The sequence below is a fragment of the Streptomyces sp. NPDC050549 genome, from assembly GCF_040655035.1.
Taxonomy (GTDB): Bacteria; Actinomycetota; Actinomycetes; order Streptomycetales; family Streptomycetaceae; genus Streptomyces.
Genome location: NZ_JBFAJD010000004.1, coordinates 113123 through 135078, shown reverse-complemented (window position 1 = coordinate 135078; position 21956 = coordinate 113123). Strand labels below are relative to the sequence as shown.

Annotated in this window: 15 protein-coding genes and 1 tRNA gene; 11 read left to right on the top strand and 5 right to left on the bottom strand. The window is 68.5% G+C overall.

All coding sequences use genetic code 11. The features are described 5' to 3' along the window. Positions 1-183: 183 nt before the first annotated feature. From AB0I51_RS08525 to AB0I51_RS08475, 11 genes are all read left to right on the top strand, one after another. Positions 184-256, top strand: a tRNA-Trp gene (locus AB0I51_RS08525). A gap of 113 nt (positions 257-369) precedes the next feature. Continuing rightward, on the top strand, positions 370-657 hold the full coding sequence (secE, locus tag AB0I51_RS08520) for a preprotein translocase subunit SecE (RefSeq protein WP_019055477.1): 288 nt from the start codon (positions 370-372) through the stop codon (positions 655-657). Between the two features lie 78 nt (positions 658-735). Next, entirely contained in the window at positions 736-1593 is an 858-nt protein-coding gene (nusG, locus tag AB0I51_RS08515) for a transcription termination/antitermination protein NusG (RefSeq protein ID WP_362972708.1), read from the top strand. Positions 1594-1762: 169 nt separating this feature from the next. Further along, positions 1763-2197, top strand: coding sequence for a 50S ribosomal protein L11 (gene rplK / locus AB0I51_RS08510; RefSeq protein WP_006383482.1), 435 nt, complete (start codon positions 1763-1765; stop codon positions 2195-2197). A 78-nt stretch (positions 2198-2275) separates the two neighbouring features. Next, on the top strand, positions 2276-3001 hold the full coding sequence (rplA, locus tag AB0I51_RS08505) for a 50S ribosomal protein L1 (RefSeq protein WP_362972706.1): 726 nt from the start codon (positions 2276-2278) through the stop codon (positions 2999-3001). 159 nt (positions 3002-3160) lie between these two features. Then, positions 3161-4102, top strand: a complete 942-nt coding sequence (locus AB0I51_RS08500) for a hypothetical protein (RefSeq protein WP_362972704.1) — start codon at positions 3161-3163, stop codon at positions 4100-4102. A 167-nt stretch (positions 4103-4269) separates the two neighbouring features. Next, positions 4270-5127, top strand: a complete 858-nt coding sequence (locus tag AB0I51_RS08495) for a DUF1396 domain-containing protein (RefSeq protein ID WP_362972702.1) — start codon at positions 4270-4272, stop codon at positions 5125-5127. A 265-nt stretch (positions 5128-5392) separates the two neighbouring features. Continuing rightward, complete coding sequence (rplJ, locus tag AB0I51_RS08490) at positions 5393-5923, top strand: 50S ribosomal protein L10 (protein WP_019055481.1); 531 nt, start codon at positions 5393-5395, stop codon at positions 5921-5923. A 123-nt stretch (positions 5924-6046) separates the two neighbouring features. After that, positions 6047-6430, top strand: a complete 384-nt coding sequence (gene rplL, locus AB0I51_RS08485; protein ID WP_093627330.1) for a 50S ribosomal protein L7/L12 — start codon at positions 6047-6049, stop codon at positions 6428-6430. A gap of 570 nt (positions 6431-7000) precedes the next feature. Then, positions 7001-10486, top strand: coding sequence for a DNA-directed RNA polymerase subunit beta (rpoB, locus tag AB0I51_RS08480; RefSeq protein ID WP_026179099.1), 3486 nt, complete (start codon positions 7001-7003; stop codon positions 10484-10486). A gap of 94 nt (positions 10487-10580) precedes the next feature. Further along, the gene (locus AB0I51_RS08475; protein WP_262063989.1) at positions 10581-14480 is read left to right on the top strand and encodes a DNA-directed RNA polymerase subunit beta'; all 3900 of its coding nucleotides are present in this window, start codon (positions 10581-10583) and stop codon (positions 14478-14480) included. Between the two features lie 80 nt (positions 14481-14560). Here the strand turns inward: AB0I51_RS08475 and AB0I51_RS08470 are convergent, their stop codons facing one another. Genes AB0I51_RS08470 through AB0I51_RS08450 form a run of 5 tightly spaced genes read right to left on the bottom strand, consistent with a single transcriptional unit; the run spans position 14561 to position 21851 of the window. Further along, a complete protein-coding gene (locus AB0I51_RS08470) occupies positions 14561-15868 on the bottom strand; it encodes a M48 family metalloprotease (protein WP_362972699.1) in 1308 nt (435 codons plus the stop codon). Positions 15869-15913: 45 nt separating this feature from the next. Further along, positions 15914-16480, bottom strand: a complete 567-nt coding sequence (locus AB0I51_RS08465) for a Pycsar system effector family protein (protein ID WP_362972697.1) — start codon at positions 16478-16480, stop codon at positions 15914-15916. Next, complete coding sequence (locus AB0I51_RS08460; protein ID WP_362972695.1) at positions 16477-18594, bottom strand: hypothetical protein; 2118 nt, start codon at positions 18592-18594, stop codon at positions 16477-16479. Before AB0I51_RS08460 ends, AB0I51_RS08465 begins: the two co-directional genes overlap by 4 nt. Positions 18595-18648: 54 nt before the next feature. Beyond that, positions 18649-20937, bottom strand: a complete 2289-nt coding sequence (locus AB0I51_RS08455) for a hypothetical protein (RefSeq protein WP_362972693.1) — start codon at positions 20935-20937, stop codon at positions 18649-18651. Further along, positions 20934-21851, bottom strand: a complete 918-nt coding sequence (locus AB0I51_RS08450; protein ID WP_362972691.1) for a hypothetical protein — start codon at positions 21849-21851, stop codon at positions 20934-20936. The genes AB0I51_RS08455 and AB0I51_RS08450 overlap by 4 nt, the downstream gene beginning before the upstream one ends. Between the last annotated feature and the right edge of the window lie 105 nt (positions 21852-21956).

Sequence of the window (21956 nt, the reverse complement as noted above, 5' to 3'; positions counted from 1 at the left end):
CAACCGTCCGGATTCCCGCCCCTGCCTGGGCGATCTTCCTTCGGCGATCCCCGTACAGGCACTTTCTGTTCGACGACCGCCTCAGGAGCACGTACACTCCTACCTCGTTGGCCTTCAGCAGCCGCGCCCTACTTGGTGCACACCGAGCACCCGGGTGGATGCGGTACGTTGGGGATGTCACAAAGGGTCGTAGCTCAATTGGTAGAGCACCGGTCTCCAAAACCGGCGGTTGGGGGTTCAAGTCCCTCCGGCCCTGCTACACACACCCGCACCAGGATGTGTGCGCAGCGCATGTACGTACAGCAATGCACCGCCGTGCGGCTCAGACCGGGCGCGGCACGGCCACGACCCGGGAACAGGTGAGGATGAATGGCGGACGCCGTGGGCTCCATCGACATGCCTGATGCCCAGGACGAGGTGTCGGAGTCCAAGAAGAAGGCCCGCAAGGGCGGTAAGCGCGCCAAGAAGGGCCCGCTGAAGCGACTCGGCATCTTCTATCGCCAGATCGTCGCGGAACTCCGCAAGGTCGTCTGGCCGACGCGCAACCAGCTGACGACGTACACGACCGTAGTGATCGTCTTCGTCGTCATCATGATCGGTCTGGTGACCGTGATTGACTACGGACTGAATCACGCCGCGAAGTACGTCTTCGGCTGAGGCCGGAAGCGAAGGGCGCCCTGACCGGCGCCCCTTTCGCGTGTTCCACCCCCATGTATCCAGGAAGAAGCAGCCACCGTGTCTGACCCGAACCTGAACGAGGCCGTCGAGCCGGACGAGTCCGTGGAAGACGAACTCGACATCGTCGAGGGCGCGGACGAGGAGCTGGACGAGGTCGAGGCTGCCGACGCCGACGCGGGCGAGCCCGCCGAGCAAGCCGCCCTGCACGTCGAGGACGAGGACGAGGAAGCGACCGAGGACCTCGACGACGAGACCGCGGCCGAGGACGACGAGGAAGAGGCCGAGCCGGCCGAGCCCGTCGACCCGGTGGTCGCCCTGCGCGAGGAACTCCGCACCCTCCCCGGCGAGTGGTACGTCATCCACACGTACGCCGGTTACGAGAACCGCGTGAAGACCAACCTGGAGCAGCGCGCCGTCTCGCTGAACGTCGAGGACTACATCTTCCAGGCCGAGGTGCCGCAGGAAGAGGTCGTCCAGATCAAGAACGGCGACCGCAAGACCATCAAGCAGAACAAGCTCCCGGGCTACGTCCTGGTCCGCATGGACCTGACGAACGAGTCCTGGGGCGTCGTCCGCAACACCCCCGGCGTCACCGGCTTCGTGGGCAACGCCTACGACCCGTACCCGCTGACTCTGGACGAGATCGTCAAGATGCTCGCCCCGGAGGCCGAGGAGAAGGCCGCCCGCGAGGCCGCGGAGGCCGAGGGCAAGCCGGTTCCGCAGCGCAAGGTCGAGGTCCAGGTGCTGGACTTCGAGGTCGGCGACTCGGTCACCGTCACCGACGGCCCGTTCGCGACGCTGCAGGCGACCATCAACGAGATCAACGCCGACTCGAAGAAGGTCAAGGGTCTCGTCGAGATCTTCGGCCGCGAGACACCGGTCGAGCTCTCCTTCGACCAGATCCAGAAGAACTAGTTCTCCCTGGACATACGTCTTCCGAGCAGGTCAGACGGGCTGTCAAAAGCCTCTCTGACCTGCTCGGTTTTTGGCCGCGCACAGATACCCGTTATCGTTGTGCGGTATGCCTCCATCCGGATTAACCGGACGGCGGCCGAACACTCTCACTAGGACCCGGAGAGAGCAAATGCCTCCCAAGAAGAAGAAGGTCACGGGGCTTATCAAGCTCCAGATCAACGCCGGTGCGGCGAACCCGGCCCCGCCGGTCGGCCCCGCGCTCGGTCAGCACGGCGTCAACATCATGGAGTTCTGCAAGGCCTACAACGCGGCGACCGAGTCGCAGCGTGGCTGGGTGATCCCGGTGGAGATCACGGTCTACGAAGACCGCTCCTTCACCTTCATCACCAAGACGCCGCCGGCCGCGAAGATGATCCTCAAGGCCGCGGGTGTCGAGAAGGGCTCGGGCGAGCCGCACAAGACCAAGGTCGCCAAGATCACCCAGGCGCAGGTCCGCGAGATCGCCACGACCAAGCTCCCCGACCTGAACGCCAACGACCTGGACGCCGCGTCGAAGATCATCGCCGGCACCGCCCGTTCCATGGGCATCACGGTCGAGGGCTGACCTTCATCCCGCAGAAGTGATTGTGGTGGGACCTGCTCGGTCCGTACCACGACTCCTCAGAACACATCAGGAGCAGTAGTGAGCAAGCGCAGCAAGTCCCTCCGCGCTGCGGACGCCAAGATCGACCGGGACAAGCTCTACGCCCCGCTCGAGGCCGTCCGCCTCGCCAAGGAGACCTCCACCTCCAAGTTCGACGGCACCGTCGAGGTCGCCTTCCGTCTGGGTGTCGACCCGCGCAAGGCCGACCAGATGGTCCGTGGCACCGTGAACCTCCCGCACGGCACCGGTAAGACCGCCCGGGTCCTGGTCTTCGCGACCGGTGACCGTGCCGAGGCCGCGACTGCCGCGGGCGCCGACATCGTCGGCTCCGACGAACTCATCGACGAGGTGGCGAAGGGCCGGCTGGACTTCGACGCCGTCGTCGCCACCCCGGACCTCATGGGCAAGGTCGGCCGCCTCGGCCGCGTGCTCGGTCCCCGTGGTCTCATGCCGAACCCCAAGACCGGCACCGTGACGCCGGACGTGGTCAAGGCCGTCAACGAGATCAAGGGCGGCAAGATCGAGTTCCGAGTCGACAAGCACTCGAACCTGCACTTCATCATCGGCAAGTCGTCCTTCGACGACACCAAGCTGGTGGAGAACTACGGCGCGGCCCTGGACGAGATCCTCCGTCTGAAGCCGTCCGCCGCCAAGGGTCGCTACATCAAGAAGGCCGCGATCAGCACCACGATCGGCCCCGGCATTCCGGTGGACCCGAACCGCACCCGCAACCTCCTCGTCGAGGAGGACCCGGCCGCCGTCTGAGCCCCGCGCTCACCCCGGTAGCCGCGTCGCGTACGCGTCAGAATTGGGCGGGCCCCGCAACCTTCGAGGTGCGGGGCTCGTCCTCTTCTCGTACGGGGTGTCAGTGCCCTGCGCTAGCTTTTGAGGCAGGGCACAGCAATCGCATAGGGGTGGGGACGGATGAAGAGCAGGACCGTGCGCAGGATGGGTCTCTCGATCGCGGTGGGGACCGCGCTGGTCTCGGTGGCCGCCTGCAGTTCCACGGGCTCCTCCGGAGGCTCGGGCAAGGACGACAAGACGGTCGGCAAGGGCACGACCCGGGTGAGCCCCATAGCGGCCCTGCGCAGCGCCGAGCAGTCCACCGACAAGGCCGACTCCGCCAAGGTCGAGTCCTCCACCGTCCTGGGCTCCCTGATGTCCATGGACGCCAAGGGCAACCTCGGCTGGAGCGACGGCATCAGCGGCACCCTCACGATGAACTACACCGGCGGCTCGATGGCCGACGCGATGCGCGCGGCGGGCAGCACCTCGATGGAGGCCCGCTATCTGCCCGACGCCTACTACGCCAAGATGGGCGAGAAGTTCGCCGCGCAGGCGGGCGGCAAGCACTGGATCAAGTACGCGTACGACGACCTCGCCAAGCTCGGCGGCAGCTCCGGCGCGTACCTCAAGGACCAGATGCAGAACTCCACCCCGAACCAGTCGGTGAAGCTCCTGCTCGCCTCCGGGGACGTCAAGAAGGTCGGCGCGGAGTCGGTCCGCGGCCAGCAGACCACGCACTACTCCGGCACGGTCAACGTCGCCGACCTCGCCACCAAGAACTCCAACCTCACCGCGAGCCAGCTCGCCGGACTGAAGAAGCAGCTCACCTCGGCCGGTGTCTCCACGGAGCGGGTCGACATCTGGATCAACGCCAAGGACCTGCTGGTCAAGAAGGTCGAGAAGGGGGAGATGTCCTCGGGCGAGTACAGCCAGACCGCCTACTACAGCGACTACGGCGTGAAGGTCGAGGCCACTGTGCCCCCGGCGAGCGACACCGAGGACTTCATGGCGCTGCTGAAGAAGCAGGGACTGACCCCGGGCAGCTCCGACACGGCGACCGGCTCCGGCACCAGCTCCTGAGCCGCCCAACTGGCCCTGGGGCCAAGGCAATTCGCAGAACCGCCCAACTCGCCCCAGGGCCACGGGAATTCAGAAGACCGGCGCACCCGCCCGAGGCTCAGCTCACGGCTCCTGCCGTGAATCGGCCATGTGTTCCTTGTGGCCGTCGGGTTCCTTGGGGGGAATCGATGCGGTCTTCCGTACGTCGTGCCACGCGCCGTAGGGCGACCGGTGCCGGGCTCGCCGCCCTGCTCCTCGCCGGGGGAGCGGTCGGCTGCTCGAAGCTCGCCGCGGACTCCGCGCCGGGCATGGTGCCCGCGGCGGCCGTGGCCGAGGCGGCGAAGCAGACCCAGGACATCACATCGGTCCGTTACCGGACGGCCGGCACGATGCCCGGCGAGGGGAAGATCACGGTCGAGGCGGCCATGAGCATGAAGCCCCAGGCCATGAGCATGAGGAAGACCTCGGCCAGGACAGGCACCACGGTGCAGGTGCGCGTCCTGGACAGGGCGCTCTACCTCAACGGCGGCGCCGAGAAGGCCAAGGAGCTGGGCGGCAAGCACTGGGTGAAGCTCGACATGTCGGCCCTGGGCGGCCTGGGGAACAACCTCACCGCCAACGGGACCGGCGCGGCCGAGGGCGACAAGAACCCGGCCGCCGAGGCCGCCTTCCTCACCGGCGTCAAGGACGTGAAGAAGGTCGGCACCGAGACCGTCGACGGGGTACGGACCACCCACTACGCGGGCAAGGTCACCCTCGCCGACGTCGAGGCCGCCGCGGCCGAGGGCGGGGACAAGGACGCCCGGGAGCGGCGCGCGAAGAGCGTCGAGAGTTACGAGAAGATGGGCGTCGACGCGCTCACCATGGACATGTGGGTCGACGGCGACCACGACACCAAGCGGTTCCGGATGCGCGGCGAGGGCGACAAGGGCCCGCTCGACATGACGGTCACCTTCCTCGACGTCGATGAACCGGTGACGGTGACCGTCCCGCCGGTGAAGGACACCACCGACCTCGCCCGGCTGATGAAGGACGCCCAGGGCTGAGCCGTACGGGCGGATTTGCTTGGGCGTGTGTGGGTCCCGTACTCTTCCGGAGAAGCCAAAGACCGCTGGTCGTTGCCGTGCCTGTCAAAGGGTGTGGTGACCGAAGGATCCGCTGAACAGTGGACGACCCGCGCAGGTGAACTGGATGTGCTCCCGGGAATGTTGTTCTCGGTAGAGCTACGCCCCGTGCGCCTGCGCCGGGGCGTTTCGTTTGTCCCAGCCCCTTCTGAGCGGTCCTCATCACCCGGAAGGAGGCCGACGCTCTATGGCAAGGCCCGACAAGGCTGCCGCGGTAGCCGAGCTCGCGGACCAGTTCCGCGACTCGAACGCCGCCGTGCTGACCGAGTACCGGGGTCTCACCGTGGCGCAGCTCAAGACGCTGCGTCGTTCGCTCGGTGAGAACGCCCAGTACGCCGTGGTGAAGAACACGCTGACCAAGATTGCGGCCAACGAGGCCGGGATCTCTACGCTCGACGACCTGTTCAACGGTCCGACGGCGGTCGCCTTCATCACCGGTGACCCGGTGGAGTCGGCGAAGGGTCTTCGTGACTTCGCCAAGGACAACCCGAACCTCGTCATCAAGGGCGGTGTCCTTGACGGCAAGGCGCTGTCCGCCGACGAGATCAAGAAGCTCGCGGACCTCGAGTCCCGCGAGGTTCTGCTCTCCAAGCTGGCGGGTGCCTTCAAGGGCAAGCAGACTCAGGCTGCGCAGCTCTTCCAGGCGCTCCCGTCGAAGCTCGTCCGCACTGTGGACGCCCTTCGCGCCAAGCAAGAAGAGCAGGGCGGTGCCGAGTAATTCGGCTCGCAGCATGACCGCCGCCTGAGGCTCCGCGCCGCACGGCATCGGTCGTAGCGGGCCGAACGTACGCCCGCCAGACATGTACACACCGGCACCAGCCGAAATTAGTGGAAGGAAGCCATCGTGGCTCTCACCCAGGACGAACTGCTCGCCGAGTTCGAGACCATGACCCTCATCCAGCTTTCCGAGTTCGTGAAGGCGTTCGAGGAGAAGTTCGACGTCACCGCCGCCGCCGCGGTCGCCGTTGCCGGCCCCGCCGCCCCCGGCGCCCCGGTCGAGGCCGCTGAGGAGCAGGACGAGTTCGACGTCGTCCTCACCGGCGCCGGCGAGAAGAAGATCCAGGTCATCAAGGTCGTGCGTGAGCTCACCTCGCTGGGCCTGAAGGAGGCCAAGGACCTCGTGGACGGCGCTCCGAAGCCGGTCCTCGAGAAGGTCGCCAAGGACGCCGCCGAGAAGGCCGCCGAGTCCCTCAAGGCCGCCGGCGCCTCCGTCGAGGTCAAGTAACACCTTCGAGGTCGTGGACGAGGTCTCAAAGACCTTGTAACGCCTAAGCACCGAAGAGCGATCATCCATCTGGGTGGTCGCTCTTCGGCGTTCCTGGGTCGGGTGAGCGGCTGCCTTGCGGCCAGGGGTTCGCGGAGTATGGTGATCTTCTTCGTGCCTCCGAGCACCCTGGTGGCATGTGGTGTGGGCCATGGAGGCCTTGACGAACCGCACGCAGCGCGCAATTCTCAGGACGCGTCGTCACAACGATCCGAATCCGAGGCATGGATCGGCGGCGAAGAGGGCAGTATCAACGCGTTGAGGACGTGAGCTTGCCGAGGGTGTTGAGCACGACGAGGGTCTCAAAAAAGCGGGGCTGGACATCAGTGCGCCAAGTGGCTACACTGACCCTTTGCGCTGCCTGTTAGCTGCTCCCTGCCCGTCACCAGGGGCATGCCCTCACTTGAGCATCGATGACCGGACCATCTCTGACCTGGCCTTTCCGGGCCGTCTCAGGAAGTCCATGTCTCTTTGCCCCTGCGAGGGGCCGGTACGCGCGTAGTGAGTCCGAGCCCTCGGAAGGACCCCCTCTTGGCCGCCTCGCGCACTGCCTCGACCGCGAATATGAACAACGGCGCCAGCACCGCCCCGCTGCGCATCTCCTTTGCAAAGATCAAGGAGCCCCTCGAGGTTCCCAACCTGCTCGCGTTGCAGACCGAGAGCTTCGACTGGCTGCTCGGCAACACCGCCTGGCAGAGTCGGGTCGAGGCGGCTCTGGAGTCGGGTCAGGACGTCCCCACCAAGTCCGGTCTGGAGGAGATCTTCGAGGAGATCTCTCCGATCGAGGACTTCTCCGGGTCGATGTCGCTGACTTTCCGCGACCACCGTTTCGAACCTCCCAAGAACAGCATCGACGAGTGCAAGGAGCGCGACTTCACGTACGCCGCCCCGCTCTTCGTAACCGCTGAGTTCACCAACAACGAGACCGGCGAGATCAAGTCCCAGACGGTCTTCATGGGCGACTTCCCGCTCATGACCAACAAGGGCACCTTCGTCATCAACGGCACCGAGCGTGTCGTCGTGTCGCAGCTGGTCCGTTCGCCGGGCGTCTACTTCGACTCCTCGATCGACAAGACGTCCGACAAGGACATCTTCTCCGCCAAGGTCATCCCCTCCCGGGGTGCCTGGCTGGAGATGGAGATCGACAAGCGCGACATGGTCGGTGTCCGTATCGACCGCAAGCGCAAGCAGTCCGTCACCGTCCTGCTCAAGGCTCTCGGTTGGACGACCGAGCAGATCCTGGAGGAGTTCGGCGAGTACGAGTCCATGCGCGCCACCCTGGAGAAGGACCACACCCAGGGCCAGGACGACGCGCTCCTCGACATCTACCGCAAGCTGCGTCCGGGCGAGCCCCCGACCCGCGAGGCCGCGCAGACGCTTCTTGAGAACCTCTACTTCAACCCGAAGCGCTACGACCTCGCCAAGGTCGGCCGCTACAAGGTCAACAAGAAGCTGGGCGGCGAAGCCCCGCTGGACGCCGGTGTGCTGACCGTCGAGGACATCATCTCGTCGATCAAGTACCTGGTGAAGCTGCACGCCGGCGAGACCGAGACCGTCGGTGACAACGGCACCACGATCGTCGTCGAGACCGACGACATCGACCACTTCGGCAACCGTCGTCTGCGCAACGTCGGCGAGCTCATCCAGAACCAGGTCCGTACGGGTCTGGCGCGTATGGAGCGAGTCGTCCGCGAGCGGATGACGACCCAGGACGTCGAGGCGATCACGCCGCAGACCCTGATCAACATCCGGCCGGTCGTCGCCTCCATCAAGGAGTTCTTCGGCACCAGCCAGCTGTCGCAGTTCATGGACCAGAACAACCCGCTGTCGGGTCTCACCCACAAGCGCCGTCTGTCGGCGCTTGGCCCGGGTGGTCTCTCCCGTGAGCGGGCTGGCTTCGAGGTCCGTGACGTGCACCCCTCGCACTACGGCCGCATGTGCCCGATCGAGACCCCTGAAGGCCCGAACATCGGCCTGATCGGCTCGCTCGCCTCCTACGGCCGCGTCAACGCGTTCGGTTTCGTCGAGACGCCGTACCGCCGGGTCACCGACGGTGTCGTCACCGACGAGGTCGACTACCTGACGGCCGACGAAGAGGACCGATTCGTCATCGCGCAGGCCAACGCGCCGCTGACGGACGAGTTCCGCTTCGAGGAGTCCCGCGTCCTGGTCCGCATCCGCGGCGGCGAGGTCGACTACGTCCCCGGTGACGACGTCGACTACATGGACGTCTCCCCGCGCCAGATGGTGTCGGTCGCGACCGCGATGATCCCGTTCCTGGAGCACGACGACGCCAACCGTGCCCTCATGGGCGCGAACATGATGCGTCAGGCCGTGCCCCTCATCAAGTCCGAGGCGCCGCTGGTCGGCACCGGCATGGAGTACCGCTGCGCGGTCGACGCCGGTGACGTCCTGAAGTCGGAGAAGGACGGTGTGGTCCAGGAGGTCTCCGCGGACTACATCACCACCGCCAACGACGACGGCACGTACACCACGTACCGTCTCGCCAAGTTCTCCCGCTCCAACCAGGGCACCTCCGTCAACCAGAAGGTTGTCGTGGACGAGGGCGCCCGGGTCGTCGCCAACCAGGTGCTGGCCGACGGTCCGGCGACCGAGTTCGGCGAGATGGCGCTCGGCAAGAACCTGCTCGTGGCGTTCATGCCGTGGGAGGGTCACAACTACGAGGACGCGATCATCCTGTCGCAGCGCCTCGTGCAGGACGACGTCCTCTCCTCGATCCACATCGAGGAGCACGAGGTCGACGCCCGTGACACCAAGCTCGGCCCCGAGGAGATCACCCGGGACATCCCGAACGTCTCCGAGGAGGTCCTCGCCGACCTCGACGAGCGCGGCATCATCCGTATCGGTGCCGAGGTCGTCGCCGGTGACATCCTCGTCGGCAAGGTCACGCCCAAGGGCGAGACCGAGCTCACCCCCGAGGAGCGCCTGCTCCGCGCGATCTTCGGTGAGAAGGCGCGCGAGGTGCGCGACACCTCGCTGAAGGTGCCGCACGGCGAGATCGGCAAGGTCATCGGCGTCCGCGTCTTCGACCGCGAGGAGGGTGACGAACTGCCGCCCGGCGTCAACCAGTTGGTCCGGGTGTATGTTGCGCAGAAGCGCAAGATCACCGACGGCGACAAGCTGGCCGGCCGCCACGGCAACAAGGGCGTCATCTCCAAGATCCTGCCCATCGAGGACATGCCGTTCCTTGAGGACGGAACTCCGGTCGACATCATCCTCAACCCGCTGGGTGTCCCGTCCCGAATGAACCCGGGACAGGTCCTGGAGATCCACCTCGGCTGGCTCGCCAGCCGCGGCTGGGACGTCTCCGGGCTCAGCGACGAGTGGGCGCGCCGCCTGCAGGCCATCGGCGCCGACCAGGTCGCCCCGGGCACCAACGTCGCGACCCCGGTCTTCGACGGTGCCCGCGAGGACGAGATCTCGGGTCTCTTCGAGGCCACGATCCCGAACCGCGACGGCGACCGCCTGGTCCAGGCCTCCGGAAAGGCCAACCTGTTCGACGGCCGCTCCGGCGAGCCGTTCCCGGAGCCGATCTCGATCGGCTACATGTACATCCTGAAGCTGCACCACCTGGTCGACGACAAGCTGCACGCCCGTTCGACCGGTCCGTACTCGATGATCACCCAGCAGCCGCTGGGTGGTAAGGCGCAGTTCGGTGGTCAGCGATTCGGCGAGATGGAGGTGTGGGCGCTGGAGGCATACGGTGCCGCCTACGCCCTCCAGGAGCTGCTCACCATCAAGTCCGACGACGTCACCGGCCGCGTGAAGGTCTACGAGGCCATCGTCAAGGGCGAGAACATCCCCGAGCCCGGCATCCCCGAGTCCTTCAAGGTGCTCATCAAGGAGATGCAGTCGCTCTGCCTGAACGTGGAGGTGCTGTCCAGTGACGGTATGTCCATCGAGATGCGTGACACCGACGAGGATGTCTTCCGCGCAGCGGAGGAGCTCGGCATCGACCTGTCCCGGCGCGAGCCGAGCAGCGTCGAAGAGGTCTGACGGGAGTCCGGAGACCTGCGCCACGCAGGTCTCCGGCCCCAGGACCCCCGTATCAGACCCCAAGACTTACAACCCTGAGAGGGATTGACGCATAGTGCTCGACGTCAACTTCTTCGATGAGCTCCGGATCGGTCTGGCAACCGCTGACGACATCCGTCAGTGGAGCCACGGCGAGGTCAAGAAGCCCGAGACCATCAACTACCGCACGCTCAAGCCCGAAAAGGACGGACTCTTCTGCGAGAAGATCTTCGGTCCGACCCGGGACTGGGAGTGCTACTGCGGCAAGTACAAGCGCGTCCGCTTCAAGGGCATCATCTGTGAGCGCTGCGGCGTCGAGGTGACCCGCGCCAAGGTGCGCCGTGAGCGGATGGGCCACATCGAACTGGCCGCTCCCGTCACACACATCTGGTACTTCAAGGGTGTCCCGTCGCGTCTGGGCTACCTGCTCGACCTCGCCCCGAAGGACCTCGAGAAGGTCATCTACTTCGCGGCGTACATGATCACGTTCGTCGACGAGGAGCGCCGCACCCGCGACCTGCCCTCCCTGGAGGCGCATGTCTCCGTGGAGCGTCAGCAGGTCGAGAACCGGCGTGACTCCGACCTCGAAGCCCGCGCCAAGAAGCTCGAGGCCGACCTGGCCGAGCTGGAGGCCGAGGGTGCCAAGGCCGACGTGCGCCGCAAGGTGCGCGAAGGCGCCGAGCGGGAGATGAAGCAGCTGCGCGACCGTGCGCAGCGCGAGATCGACCGCCTGGACGAGGTGTGGACCCGGTTCAAGAACCTCAAGGTCCAGGACCTGGAGGGCGACGAGCTCCTCTACCGCGAGCTGCGTGACCGCTTCGGCACGTACTTCGACGGTTCGATGGGTGCCGCGGCGCTGCAGAAGCGCCTGGAGTCCTTCGACCTGGATGAAGAGGCCGAGCGGCTTCGCGAGATCATCCGCACCGGCAAGGGCCAGAAGAAGACCCGCGCCCTGAAGCGGCTGAAGGTCGTGTCTGCGTTCCTGCAGACCTCCAACAGCCCCAAGGGCATGGTCCTCGACTGCGTCCCGGTCATCCCGCCGGACCTCCGCCCGATGGTGCAGCTGGACGGTGGCCGCTTCGCGACCTCCGACCTGAACGACCTGTACCGCCGTGTGATCAACCGCAACAACCGCCTGAAGCGCCTTCTCGACCTCGGTGCGCCCGAGATCATCGTGAACAACGAGAAGCGCATGCTCCAGGAGGCCGTAGACGCGCTCTTCGACAACGGCCGTCGTGGCCGCCCGGTGACGGGCCCCGGCAACCGTCCGCTGAAGTCGCTGTCCGACATGCTCAAGGGCAAGCAGGGTCGCTTCCGTCAGAACCTGCTCGGCAAGCGTGTGGACTACTCCGCGCGTTCCGTGATCGTCGTCGGTCCGCAGCTGAAGCTGCACCAGTGCGGTCTGCCGAAGGCGATGGCGCTGGAGCTCTTCAAGCCGTTCGTGATGAAGCGCCTGGTGGACCTGAACCACGCGCAGAACATCAAGTCGGCGAAGCGGATGGTCGAGCGCGGCCGCACGGTCGTGTACGACGTCCTGGAAGAGGTCATCGCGGAGCACCCGGTTCTGCTGAACCGTGCGCCCACGCTGCACCGCCTCGGCATCCAGGCCTTCGAGCCGCAGCTGGTCGAGGGCAAGGCCATCCAGATCCACCCGCTTGTCTGCACCGCGTTCAACGCGGACTTCGACGGTGACCAGATGGCCGTCCACCTGCCGCTCTCCGCGGAGGCGCAGGCCGAGGCCCGCATCCTGATGCTGTCCTCGAACAACATCCTGAAGCCCGCCGACGGCCGTCCGGTGACGATGCCGACCCAGGACATGGTGCTGGGTCTGTTCTTCCTCACCACCGACGGCGAGCTCCGTGACGTCAAGGGCGAGGGCCGCGCGTTCGGCTCCACGGCCGAGGCGACCATGGCGTTCGACGCCGGCGAGCTGGCGCTCCAGTCGGCCGTCGACATCCGCTTCCCGGTGGGCACCATCCCGCCGCGTGGCTGGGTGCCGCCGGTCCGCGAGGAGGGCGAGCCGGAGTGGCAGCAGGGTGACACCTTCCGCCTCCGTACGACCCTGGGCCGCGCGCTCTTCAACGAGCTGCTGCCCGAGGACTACCCGTTCGTCGACTACTCGGTGGGCAAGAAGCAGCTCTCCGAGATCGTCAACGACCTGGCCGAGCGCTACCCCAAGGTCATCGTGGCGGCGACGCTCGACAACCTGAAGGCGGCCGGCTTCTTCTGGGCGACCCGTTCCGGTGTCACCGTGGCCATCTCCGACGTCGTCGTGCCCGAGGCGAAGAAGGCGATCGTCGCCGGCTACGAGGCCAAGGACGAGAAGGTCCAGAAGCAGTACGAGCGCGGTCTGATCACCAAGGAAGAGCGCACGCAGGAGCTCATCCAGATCTGGACCCAGGCGACCAACGAGGTCGCCGAGGCGATGAACGAGAACTTCCCCAAGACGAACCCCATCTTCATGATGGTTGACTCGGGTGCCCGAGGAAACATGATGCAGATGCGTCAGATCGCCGGTATGCGTGGTCTGGTGTCGAACGCCAAGAACGAGACGATCCCGCGTCCGATCAAGGCCTCCTTCCGTGAGGGCCTGTCGGTGCTGGAGTACTTCATCTCGACCCACGGTGCTCGAAAGGGTCTGGCGGACACGGCTCTGCGTACCGCCGACTCGGGTTACCTCACCCGTCGTCTCGTCGACGTCTCCCAGGACGTCATCATCCGCGAGGAGGACTGCGGCACCGACCGCGGCCTCAAGCTGCACATCGCGGAGCGCGGCGCGGACGGTGTCCTGCGCAAGGCCGAGAACGTCGAGACCAGCGTGTACGCCCGTGCGCTGGCCGAGGACATCACCGTCGACGGCAAGGTGCTGGCCCCGGCCAACACCGACCTCGGCGATGTCCTCATCGACGAGCTGGTCAAGCACGGCATCGAGACGGTCAAGACCCGCTCGGTCCTGACCTGCGAGTCCGCCGTCGGTACCTGCGCCATGTGCTACGGCCGCTCGCTGGCCACCGGCAAGCTGGTCGACATCGGTGAGGCGGTCGGCATCATCGCCGCCCAGTCCATCGGTGAGCCCGGCACGCAGCTGACGATGCGTACCTTCCACACCGGTGGTGTGGCCGGTGACGACATCACCCAGGGTCTGCCCCGTGTCGTCGAGCTCTTCGAGGCTCGTACGCCGAAGGGTGTCGCCCCGATCTCCGAGGCCCAGGGCCGCGTGCGGATCGAGGAGACCGAGAAGACCAAGAAGATCGTCGTCACCCCGGACGACGGCAGCGACGAGACGGCGTTCCCGATCTCGAAGCGTGCCCGTCTTCTGGTCAGCGAGGGCGAGCACGTCGAGGTGGGCCAGAAGCTCACCGTGGGTGCCACCAACCCGCACGACGTGCTGCGCATCCTGGGTCAGCGTGCCGTCCAGGTCCACCTGGTCGGCGAGGTCCAGAAGGTCTACAACTCGCAGGGTGTGTCGATCCACGACAAGCACATCGAGATCATCATCCGGCAGATGCTCCGCCGCGTGACGATCATCGAGTCCGGCGACGCCGAGCTGCTGCCCGGCGAGCTGGTCGAGCGCTCCCGCTTCGAGCAGGAGAACCGTCGTGTGGTCCAGGAGGGCGGTCACCCGGCCTCCGGTCGTCCGCAGCTCATGGGTATCACCAAGGCCTCGCTGGCCACGGAGTCCTGGCTGTCGGCGGCGTCCTTCCAGGAGACGACCAGGGTTCTGACGGACGCGGCGATCAACGCCAAGTCCGACTCCCTGATCGGCCTCAAGGAGAACGTCATCATCGGTAAGCTCATCCCGGCCGGTACGGGTCTGTCCCGCTACCGCAACATCCGGGTGGAGCCCACCGAGGAGGCCAAGGCCGCGATGTACTCGGCCGTCGGCTACGACGACATCGACTACTCGCCGTTCGGCACCGGCTCCGGCCAGGCCGTCCCGCTGGAGGACTACGACTACGGTCCGTACAACCAGTAGTAGTTGGCTCTGAAGTCCTGAGGGCGGCCACCCCGTTTCGTACGGGGTGGCCGCCCTCAGGCGTGCCGTGGCGCCTCTCCTCAGTACGGCCGCTGCGGCTGGAGGTACTGCTGCAGATGGTGCAGCCGGGTGTGGTAGTCCGGGTGAGAGGAGAGCAGCTTGCTCAGCGCGCTCTCCTCGACGGGCACCCCGCCGTTCCGCGCGGTCTGCGCGGCCTGTTCGTGCTGCTCGCCCTGGTGCAGTTTGTCGAGCACGGAGGCCAGCATCGGGGCGAACCCCAGGGCCGCCGCGTGCTCGTCGGCACGCAGCTCCGCACGCCGGCCGACGGCGGCCAGCGCGTACGGCACCCCGAGGATCAGCAGGGGCAGGCCGTAGAGCGTGCTGATGGTGGCGAACGCGATACCGCCGACGATCATCACGACGAAGGCGACGCCGAAGCAGCCGAAGGCGCGCGAGACATGGAAGGCGACGACGGAGACCGCCTTCAGCACCCGCCAGGCCATCCGGCCGGGCAGCGCGTACCAGTAGCCGAGCAGCCCGGACCAGGCGTGGCCGCCGACGTGGTGGCCGAGTTCGTGCGCCATGACGGCGGCCAGCTCGCCGTTGGGCAGCTCGTTCAGGGCGAACCGGGTGACGCCGACAATGTGGCCGGCCGCGGCGACCGCGTTGAGGCCGTCGCTGTCCTCGACCCACAGCTCGTAGTTACGGCCCTCGACGCCGGCGCGGGCTGTGACCTCCCGCCAGACCGGTTCGATTTTGGCTCGTTCTTGTGGAGTGGGGTAGCGCAGGTGGAGCAGACGGCGCGCGAGGGCGCTTTCCGTGGGGCGGTGGAACACGAGTGCGCCGCTGGCCAGCCAGAGCAGGATCACCACGAATGCGAGCTTGCCGAAGAAGGCGGAGAACAGGCCGACGACGGCGAGGCTGCACAGGAAGTTCGGCAGATAGAGCAGCAGGTTCCCGACCGCGGTGGCGTCAGTGTGGCGCTGCTGGCTGGAGATGTGGACGCGGCGGGCGTCGGTGTTGATGTGGTTCGGATGGTCCAGGTCTTCGGCGGGCGCGGGTCGGGCGGCCGGGGCCGGAGCCTGGGCCTGGGGCTGGGCCGGGGGAGTCAGGGGCGCCTGGGGAGGGGTCTGCGGGTACTGCGGCGGTATCGGGGCGGAGGCCTGCGGGTAGGGCTGGGGAGCCTGCGGGGCCTGCGGGTAGGTGTACGGGGTCTGCGGATAGGTGGGTGAGGGCGGCTGCTGCTGGGGGTAGTGCGGGGGTACGGGTGGCCGGGCGGCCTGGCTGGGGTACTGCGGGGGTACCTGCGGCTGAGGTGCCTGCGCCGACTGCTCGGGGTATTCCGGGTACTCGGGGTACTCGGGGTATCCCGGTGGTTGTTGGGTCATGGTGCTTGCTTCCTTCTGAGGCGGGGACGAGTGCCGGTGCGGCGGTCAGCCGATCAGCAGTGAGGCGGGCAGCAGTACCGTGCCGGTGCAGAAGGCGATCAGGCCGGTACGGATCCACTGGTGCTTGCGGGCGACGATCTGGCTCAGCTCGGCGAGGGCCGTGGTCAGCCCGGTCGTGGGGTCCCGTCCGGTGTCGCCGAGAGCGGTCTCCAACTGGCCCTGCCGGACGGCCTGTTGGATGTCACCGAAGTAGGAGAGGGGCCGGCCGGGCGCCCACTGCTCGGAGCGGTAGCGGGGCAGCACGGCCAGCAGCAGCGCGAACAGCGAGAGCCCCAGCGCGGCCAGCGCGACCCACCACAGCACCGTGCCTGTGACCGACAGCTCACCCGGGGTCCACCCCCGCCCGGCCAACAGCCCGCTGAACACACCCCCCGTCATCCCAAGAGCCCCGACCAGCACGGACGCCTTGCCATCGGCGCGGGCGACTTCACTGCGAAGCTCTGAGAGCAGCCGCTCACAGAGGGGAACGAGGCCGGTGGTGTCGGGGCCGGGGTGGGGGAGCGGTGCAGGTCCGGGGGTGGTCGGCGGGGGAGCGGGGCCGAGTGTGGTCATGAGCCGCCGCCCTCCGGCCCGTCGGCTTCCTCGACGCCCTCCTCCTCTGCCGACCCCGCCACGACTTCCGGCAGGTTCTGTGCCGGCAGGGTCGGCGTACGGCCGTATCCGGGCGGGGGCTGCCAGGCGGAGTTCTCGGACGTGGCAGCGGGCGCCGGGGACGAGGGCTGCGAGGTCGGAGGCTGGTCGGCCGGAGCCTTGGAGAGGGACGCGGATTCCGGCCCCGCGTGCTGTCCCGGGGGCTGTGGCGGGGCGGCCGGAGAAGACGCCGGCGGCTGCGTCGGGGCGCCTGGGTACGGGTCCTGCGGGGTGTACCCGGCGGGCGGTGACCCGTAGGGGGTGGACGCCGGCATACCCGCGGCCGGCCCCTGCGGATACGGCGCGACACCGGGCGGTGCAGTCGGCTGCACGGGTCCGGTCGGGGTGGCCGGTCCGGTGGGTCCCGCCTGAACCGGGGAGCGGCCGGAAACAGGGTGGCCCGGGGCACCGGGGAACGCTCCTGCGGCGGTGCCGGGGCCGGCCGTCGGCGCACCCGGCTGGGGCCCGCCCGGGTACGGGTCGTTCGGGTTGGGCCCGCCCGGGTACGCCCCTGACGCCGGGCCCTGTCCCGGGGCGGACGGGCCGGTCGCCGGGGAGTGTCCGGGTCCGTAGGGTCCCGCTGCCGGTTGCCCAGGTCCGTGCGGTCCCGGCACCGGCCCCCGCCCGGGTCCGTATGGCCCTGTCTCCGCCGACTGCCCAGGCTGATAGGCGCCCGGCGCCTGCCCAGGAACATACGCTCCTGCCGCCGGCAACTGCCCAGGAACGTACCCCCCGGGTGCCGAGGTCTGCGCACCCCCGTACGCCCCCGGCGCCGCGCCCGGCCCGCCCGCATACGCCCCCGGTGCCGCGCCCGGCCCCGCCCCGTACGCGCCCGGCGCCCCGCCCTGCCCAGGCGCATACGGCCCCGTTCCCGTGGGCGGGGGAGCGACCGGCTCGCCGGGGAGCACGGTGCCGGGGTATTCGGGGCCGGCCCCCGGAGGGAGCGGTGGGGGTGGGTTCTGGGGGACGCCCGGGAGGCGCTGGGTGAGGATGTCGTTGACCGTGCGGAGGGCCAGTTGCTTGGGGCCCTCCAGCTCCCAGTTCTCGGCGGTGTCGCCGTTGAGGAGTTGCTGGACCAGTTCCATCTGGGCCTGGATCATGCGGAGTTGGTCCTCCCGCATGCTGTTCATGACCATGTGGGAGTCCTCCGGGTGCTGGGCGAGGTGGAGTGCCCACTGGTGGACGCCGCCCTGCTGGAGGTGGAACTGGTAGAACTCGATCTTCTGCGCCTCCAACCGCTGGAGTTCCAGCTGCTGTTGACCTGCGAGCAGCGCCTGCGCGTGCTGCCAGCGCTGCTGTTGGAGGAGCAGTTCCTGCTGGTGGGTGCCGTACTGCATGGCGCGGTCGAGTTGCAGCGAGTCGCTCTGGCGGTAGCGGCGATCGACCTCGACGTCGATGTCCATGCCCCGCTGCGCCGCCCGGATCTGCTCGTCGGCGGAGTGCTCGATGGCCTGCTTGCGCAGCTCGTGCTCGATGTTGGCCTCGTCGCGCTTGAGCCGCAGCGTCCAGGTGACCTGGAGTCCGGCGGGGGCGCCGAGCGGGCCGAGCAGGTTCATCCGCTCCAGCAGTTCGACCTCGGCCGAGGCGCTGTCGGCGATGGCGAACCGGCGGGTCACCGGCCGGGCCGCCTGTTGGAGTTCGCCCAGCAGCAGCCCGGGTACGTTCCGGTGGCCGCTGGCCACGAACCGGACCGGGTCGAGGACCTGCCAGGACAGGTCGACCGCGGCCGTGAACTCGAACGCGTCGTTGTCGCTGGGCAGCGTGAGGTCGCAGGTGTGCGGATGCACGCCCATGTCCACCTCGTACACGGCGGTGTAGCGGTTCGCCGCGATGTCCCCGCGGGTCGGCCGCTGCGGCGGGAGGTACGCGACGTAGCCGCCCTTGCCGGTGGCGAAGACCAGGGCGTGGTCGATGCGGACGTACGACTTGAGGTTGAACTCGAAGCGCGACAGCTGCCGCACGGTGAGGACGGGGTCGACGATCTCGGTGTGCCGGTCGGCCGGCTGCTGCCACTCGGGCTGGCGGAAGGTGGGCATGGGCGTCTCTCCTCGGACGTACCACCCGGCGTGCGCGGGTCGTTCCGACGTGGGTCAGCGGATGGGGAGCGTGGTCAGCAGGCGGGCCGCCACCTCGGGCGGCGGTTTTCCGTCCTCGCCGGACATGGTGCGCAGCAGGTGGCTGAGCCGCTGGTGGTCCTCGGGCGTGGCCACCAGCGCCGGGAGCAGGGCGGCGAGCGCCCACTCGGTGGCGGTGGCGCGGTCGGCGATCAGCACCCACGCGCGCAGCACGTCGAGCGCGGGCCGGGTGGTGCGCAGATCGGCCAGCGCGGCCCGCCAGAGGTAGGGGATGCCGTACGCCGAGGCGCTGCCCGCGGCCACCGCGCGGGCGTACCAGTCGAGGACCAGCGGCATGCCGTAGCGCTCGTCGCCCTCGGTGCGTCCGCAGGCGTTGACGAAGCCGGCGAGCGTGAGGTCGCGGACGGCACGGTCGTCGTCGAGGTGCTGCCGCAGTTCCGCGAGCACCCGTTCCTCGGCCGAGGAGAGCAGCAACAGCCCTACGGCTTCGGCGAGTTCACGCCCGATCTCGTGGTCGAGGTCCTTGCGGTCGTCGTCGGCGTACAGGTCCTGGTCGTTGTCGTAGAGCCGCCGTACCGCCTTGCGCAGGGCGGCGAGTGCCTGTTCGGGGCGCTCCGAGCCGATCAGGCCGTACGACCGGACGCCCACCCAGCGGCGGCGCTCGTCGTCGCCCTCGCACCAGTCGTCGAGGATGCGCGGGATGTTGGGGGTGTCGATGAGGTGGGCGAGGGTCAGGGAGTTGACGGCGACCAGCCGGTGCCGGAACAGCTTGGAGGTGGCCCACACCTCGATGACCAGGGCCATCGCGGAGGGCAGGTCGGTGCGGGCCAGGATCGCGACGGTGGACGCGGCGCGGGTGCGGACCAGCGGACGGCCGTCGTCGGCGAGCCGGCGCAGCCAGTTGATGAGGGCCGGGCGGGCGGACGGGTGGCCGGTCCACAGCTCGCGCAGCAGCACCAGCGAGGCCCGCTCGTCCAGGAATCTGGCCTTCTGCTGGGCGACCGGACCCCACTCGGTGTGCTCGTCCTCCTCGTATCTCGTGGCGCGGGCGAGCTGGAGGCGCTTGCCGATGTGGGTGCCGAAGACGGGGACCTCGGGGACGCGGGTGGGGTTCTCGGTCTCCTGGAGGAACCGGTAGAGGAGGTCGCTCAGTTCGGCGGTGAGGGCGTACGGGCCGCCGTCGAACGCGGCGAGCGCGACCAGGAACGCCTTGTCGCGCAGATGGATCGCACTCTCGTCCTCCTCGAACCACTCCCGGACCTGGTTCTCCAGGGAGATCAGCGAGAACTGCGCGATCGCGTCCTCGGCGATCTCGCCGGCCGCGAACCGGCCCAACTGCACGGCGAACGCGGCGACTTCGCGCAGCTGGTGATCACGGGCGAGGAACTCGACCACGTCCGGCAGGCCCAGCAGCTTGGCCGCTGTCGCCTCGTCGGTGCGGGTGCGCAGATGCGCGCCGAGGACCTCGGCCGCGCTCGGTGGCAGCCACTCGACCTTCGGTACGTCCTTCTCCAGTACGGCGGTGTGGCCGACGGTGACGACGAGATAGGCGTCCTGCTCGACGAGCCGGTCCTTCGCGGCGAGGAGGTGCGGTTCGCACAGCGGGCGGTCGCGGCGGGTGGCGAGGTCGCTGACGAGGTAGCCGCGGGCCTGGTCCTCGGCGCTGAACCCGTCGGCGAGGGAGGCCGGGCTGGTGTCGCGCACCAGGGTGCGGACGGGGTCGGCGCCCAGCCGGTGCAGCAGCATCAGGGCGGCGGTGTGGCGGCCGGTGAAGCGGGCGCCGGACAGCACCAGGACGCGGTCGCTGCGCAGGCGTTCGAGGAGTCCGGCCATGTACTCCTCGTCGGCGACGAAGGTCTCGGCCAGGCGCTCCAGGACGATCCGCGGGACCTCACCGGAGGCGGAGGCGGGCGCGGACAGACCGGGTATCGCGTAGTGGATCTCCGTCTTGCTGCCCATGATGACGTCGCCGGTGACCCGGCCGCCGCTGACGCCGTGCTGGTCGTGGCCGACGAGGCCGCCGCCGAAGCGGGAGCGGTCGCCGACGTTCATGCTGCGCGGGCTGTGGTCGATCAGGTCCCGCCGGGCCGCCCACGCGGTCTGCGGCTGGTCGCGTTCCTCCGCGTCGTCGCCGGCGCCGCCCTGTGGTGCCGTGTCGTCGGCGGCCGGGTCGCCCTGCTTCGCGTCACCGGAACCCTTGGCGCCCTTGGCGCCTTTCTGGTCCCTGGGGTTCTTCTGCTCCTTCGGGTCGGACGTGCCGCCGGACGCCGCTCTCGGCTTCTCGGGCTCCTCCTGGTCGCTCATGCGCCGTCCCTCCGCTCCTGCCCGCCGAGGTGGACGTCGCCGGTGACCTGGCCGCCGCTGACGCCGTGCTGGTCGTGGCCGACCAGGCTGCCGCCGAAGGACGGTGAACCGCCGTTGAAGTTGAAGACGACACCCGGCGCCGGGGCTCCCCGTGTTGCGTCCGGCGCCGGGCGGCTCTCGGGGGATCCGCCCTGCGGCGGAACCCGCTCCTCGTGGACGTCCGCCGAGGGGGCGTCCGAACCCGGGTCCCGGGACGCGGCGGTCCGGGGCGCAGGGCGGTCCCCCGATCCGCCCTGCGCCTCCCCCTCCCCCGTGTCACCGTGGTTCTCGCCGGTCGCCCCGTCGGGCACCGGTCCGTGCAGCCAGGCCTCCAGCGGGCCGTTCTTGCTCGCCACCGTCACCCGGTGGAAGCCGTCGGCCGGGATGCCCGGGTGGTCGTGGCGGACGACTCCCGTGTACAGGGCGTCCGAGACGCACAGCGCGAAGTCGGCGGTCCGCTCGCGCAGGGCGGCGCGCAGGACGTCCGCGTCCAGCAGCCGGCAGGCGTGGTTGAGGTCGGAGCCGACCCAGCCGTCGTGCTGGTCGACGGCGACGTAACCGGTGGCGACGACACCGCGCAGCCGGATCTGCGCGGAGCGCGACGCCATGCGGTTGACCGCCTTCAGCCGGACCGGCACCTCCGTGAGCAGGGCCCGCAACAGCGCCGTGACGGGGGCGCTCGCGTCGATCAGCTCCATCACCGAGTCGCCGCGGTCGGCCCGCAGCCGCCGGGTCTCGTCGATGCCCGCGCTCTCCAGCGTGCGGTCGGTGATGTCGTAGAGCATGCGGCGCAGATAGGCCTGTTCGACGTCGTCCCGGTCGCTGTACCTCTCGATGTCCAGCAACAGGATCGTGCGGCTCACGGGGTCGCTCATGGTCGCCTTTCGCGGGGGCGTGCTCGTGCGGATTGCGCGGGGCGTGCTTGTCAGAGCAGCAGCGTGAGGCTGACGGGGCTTCAGCGGTGAGGGAGGATGACGCAC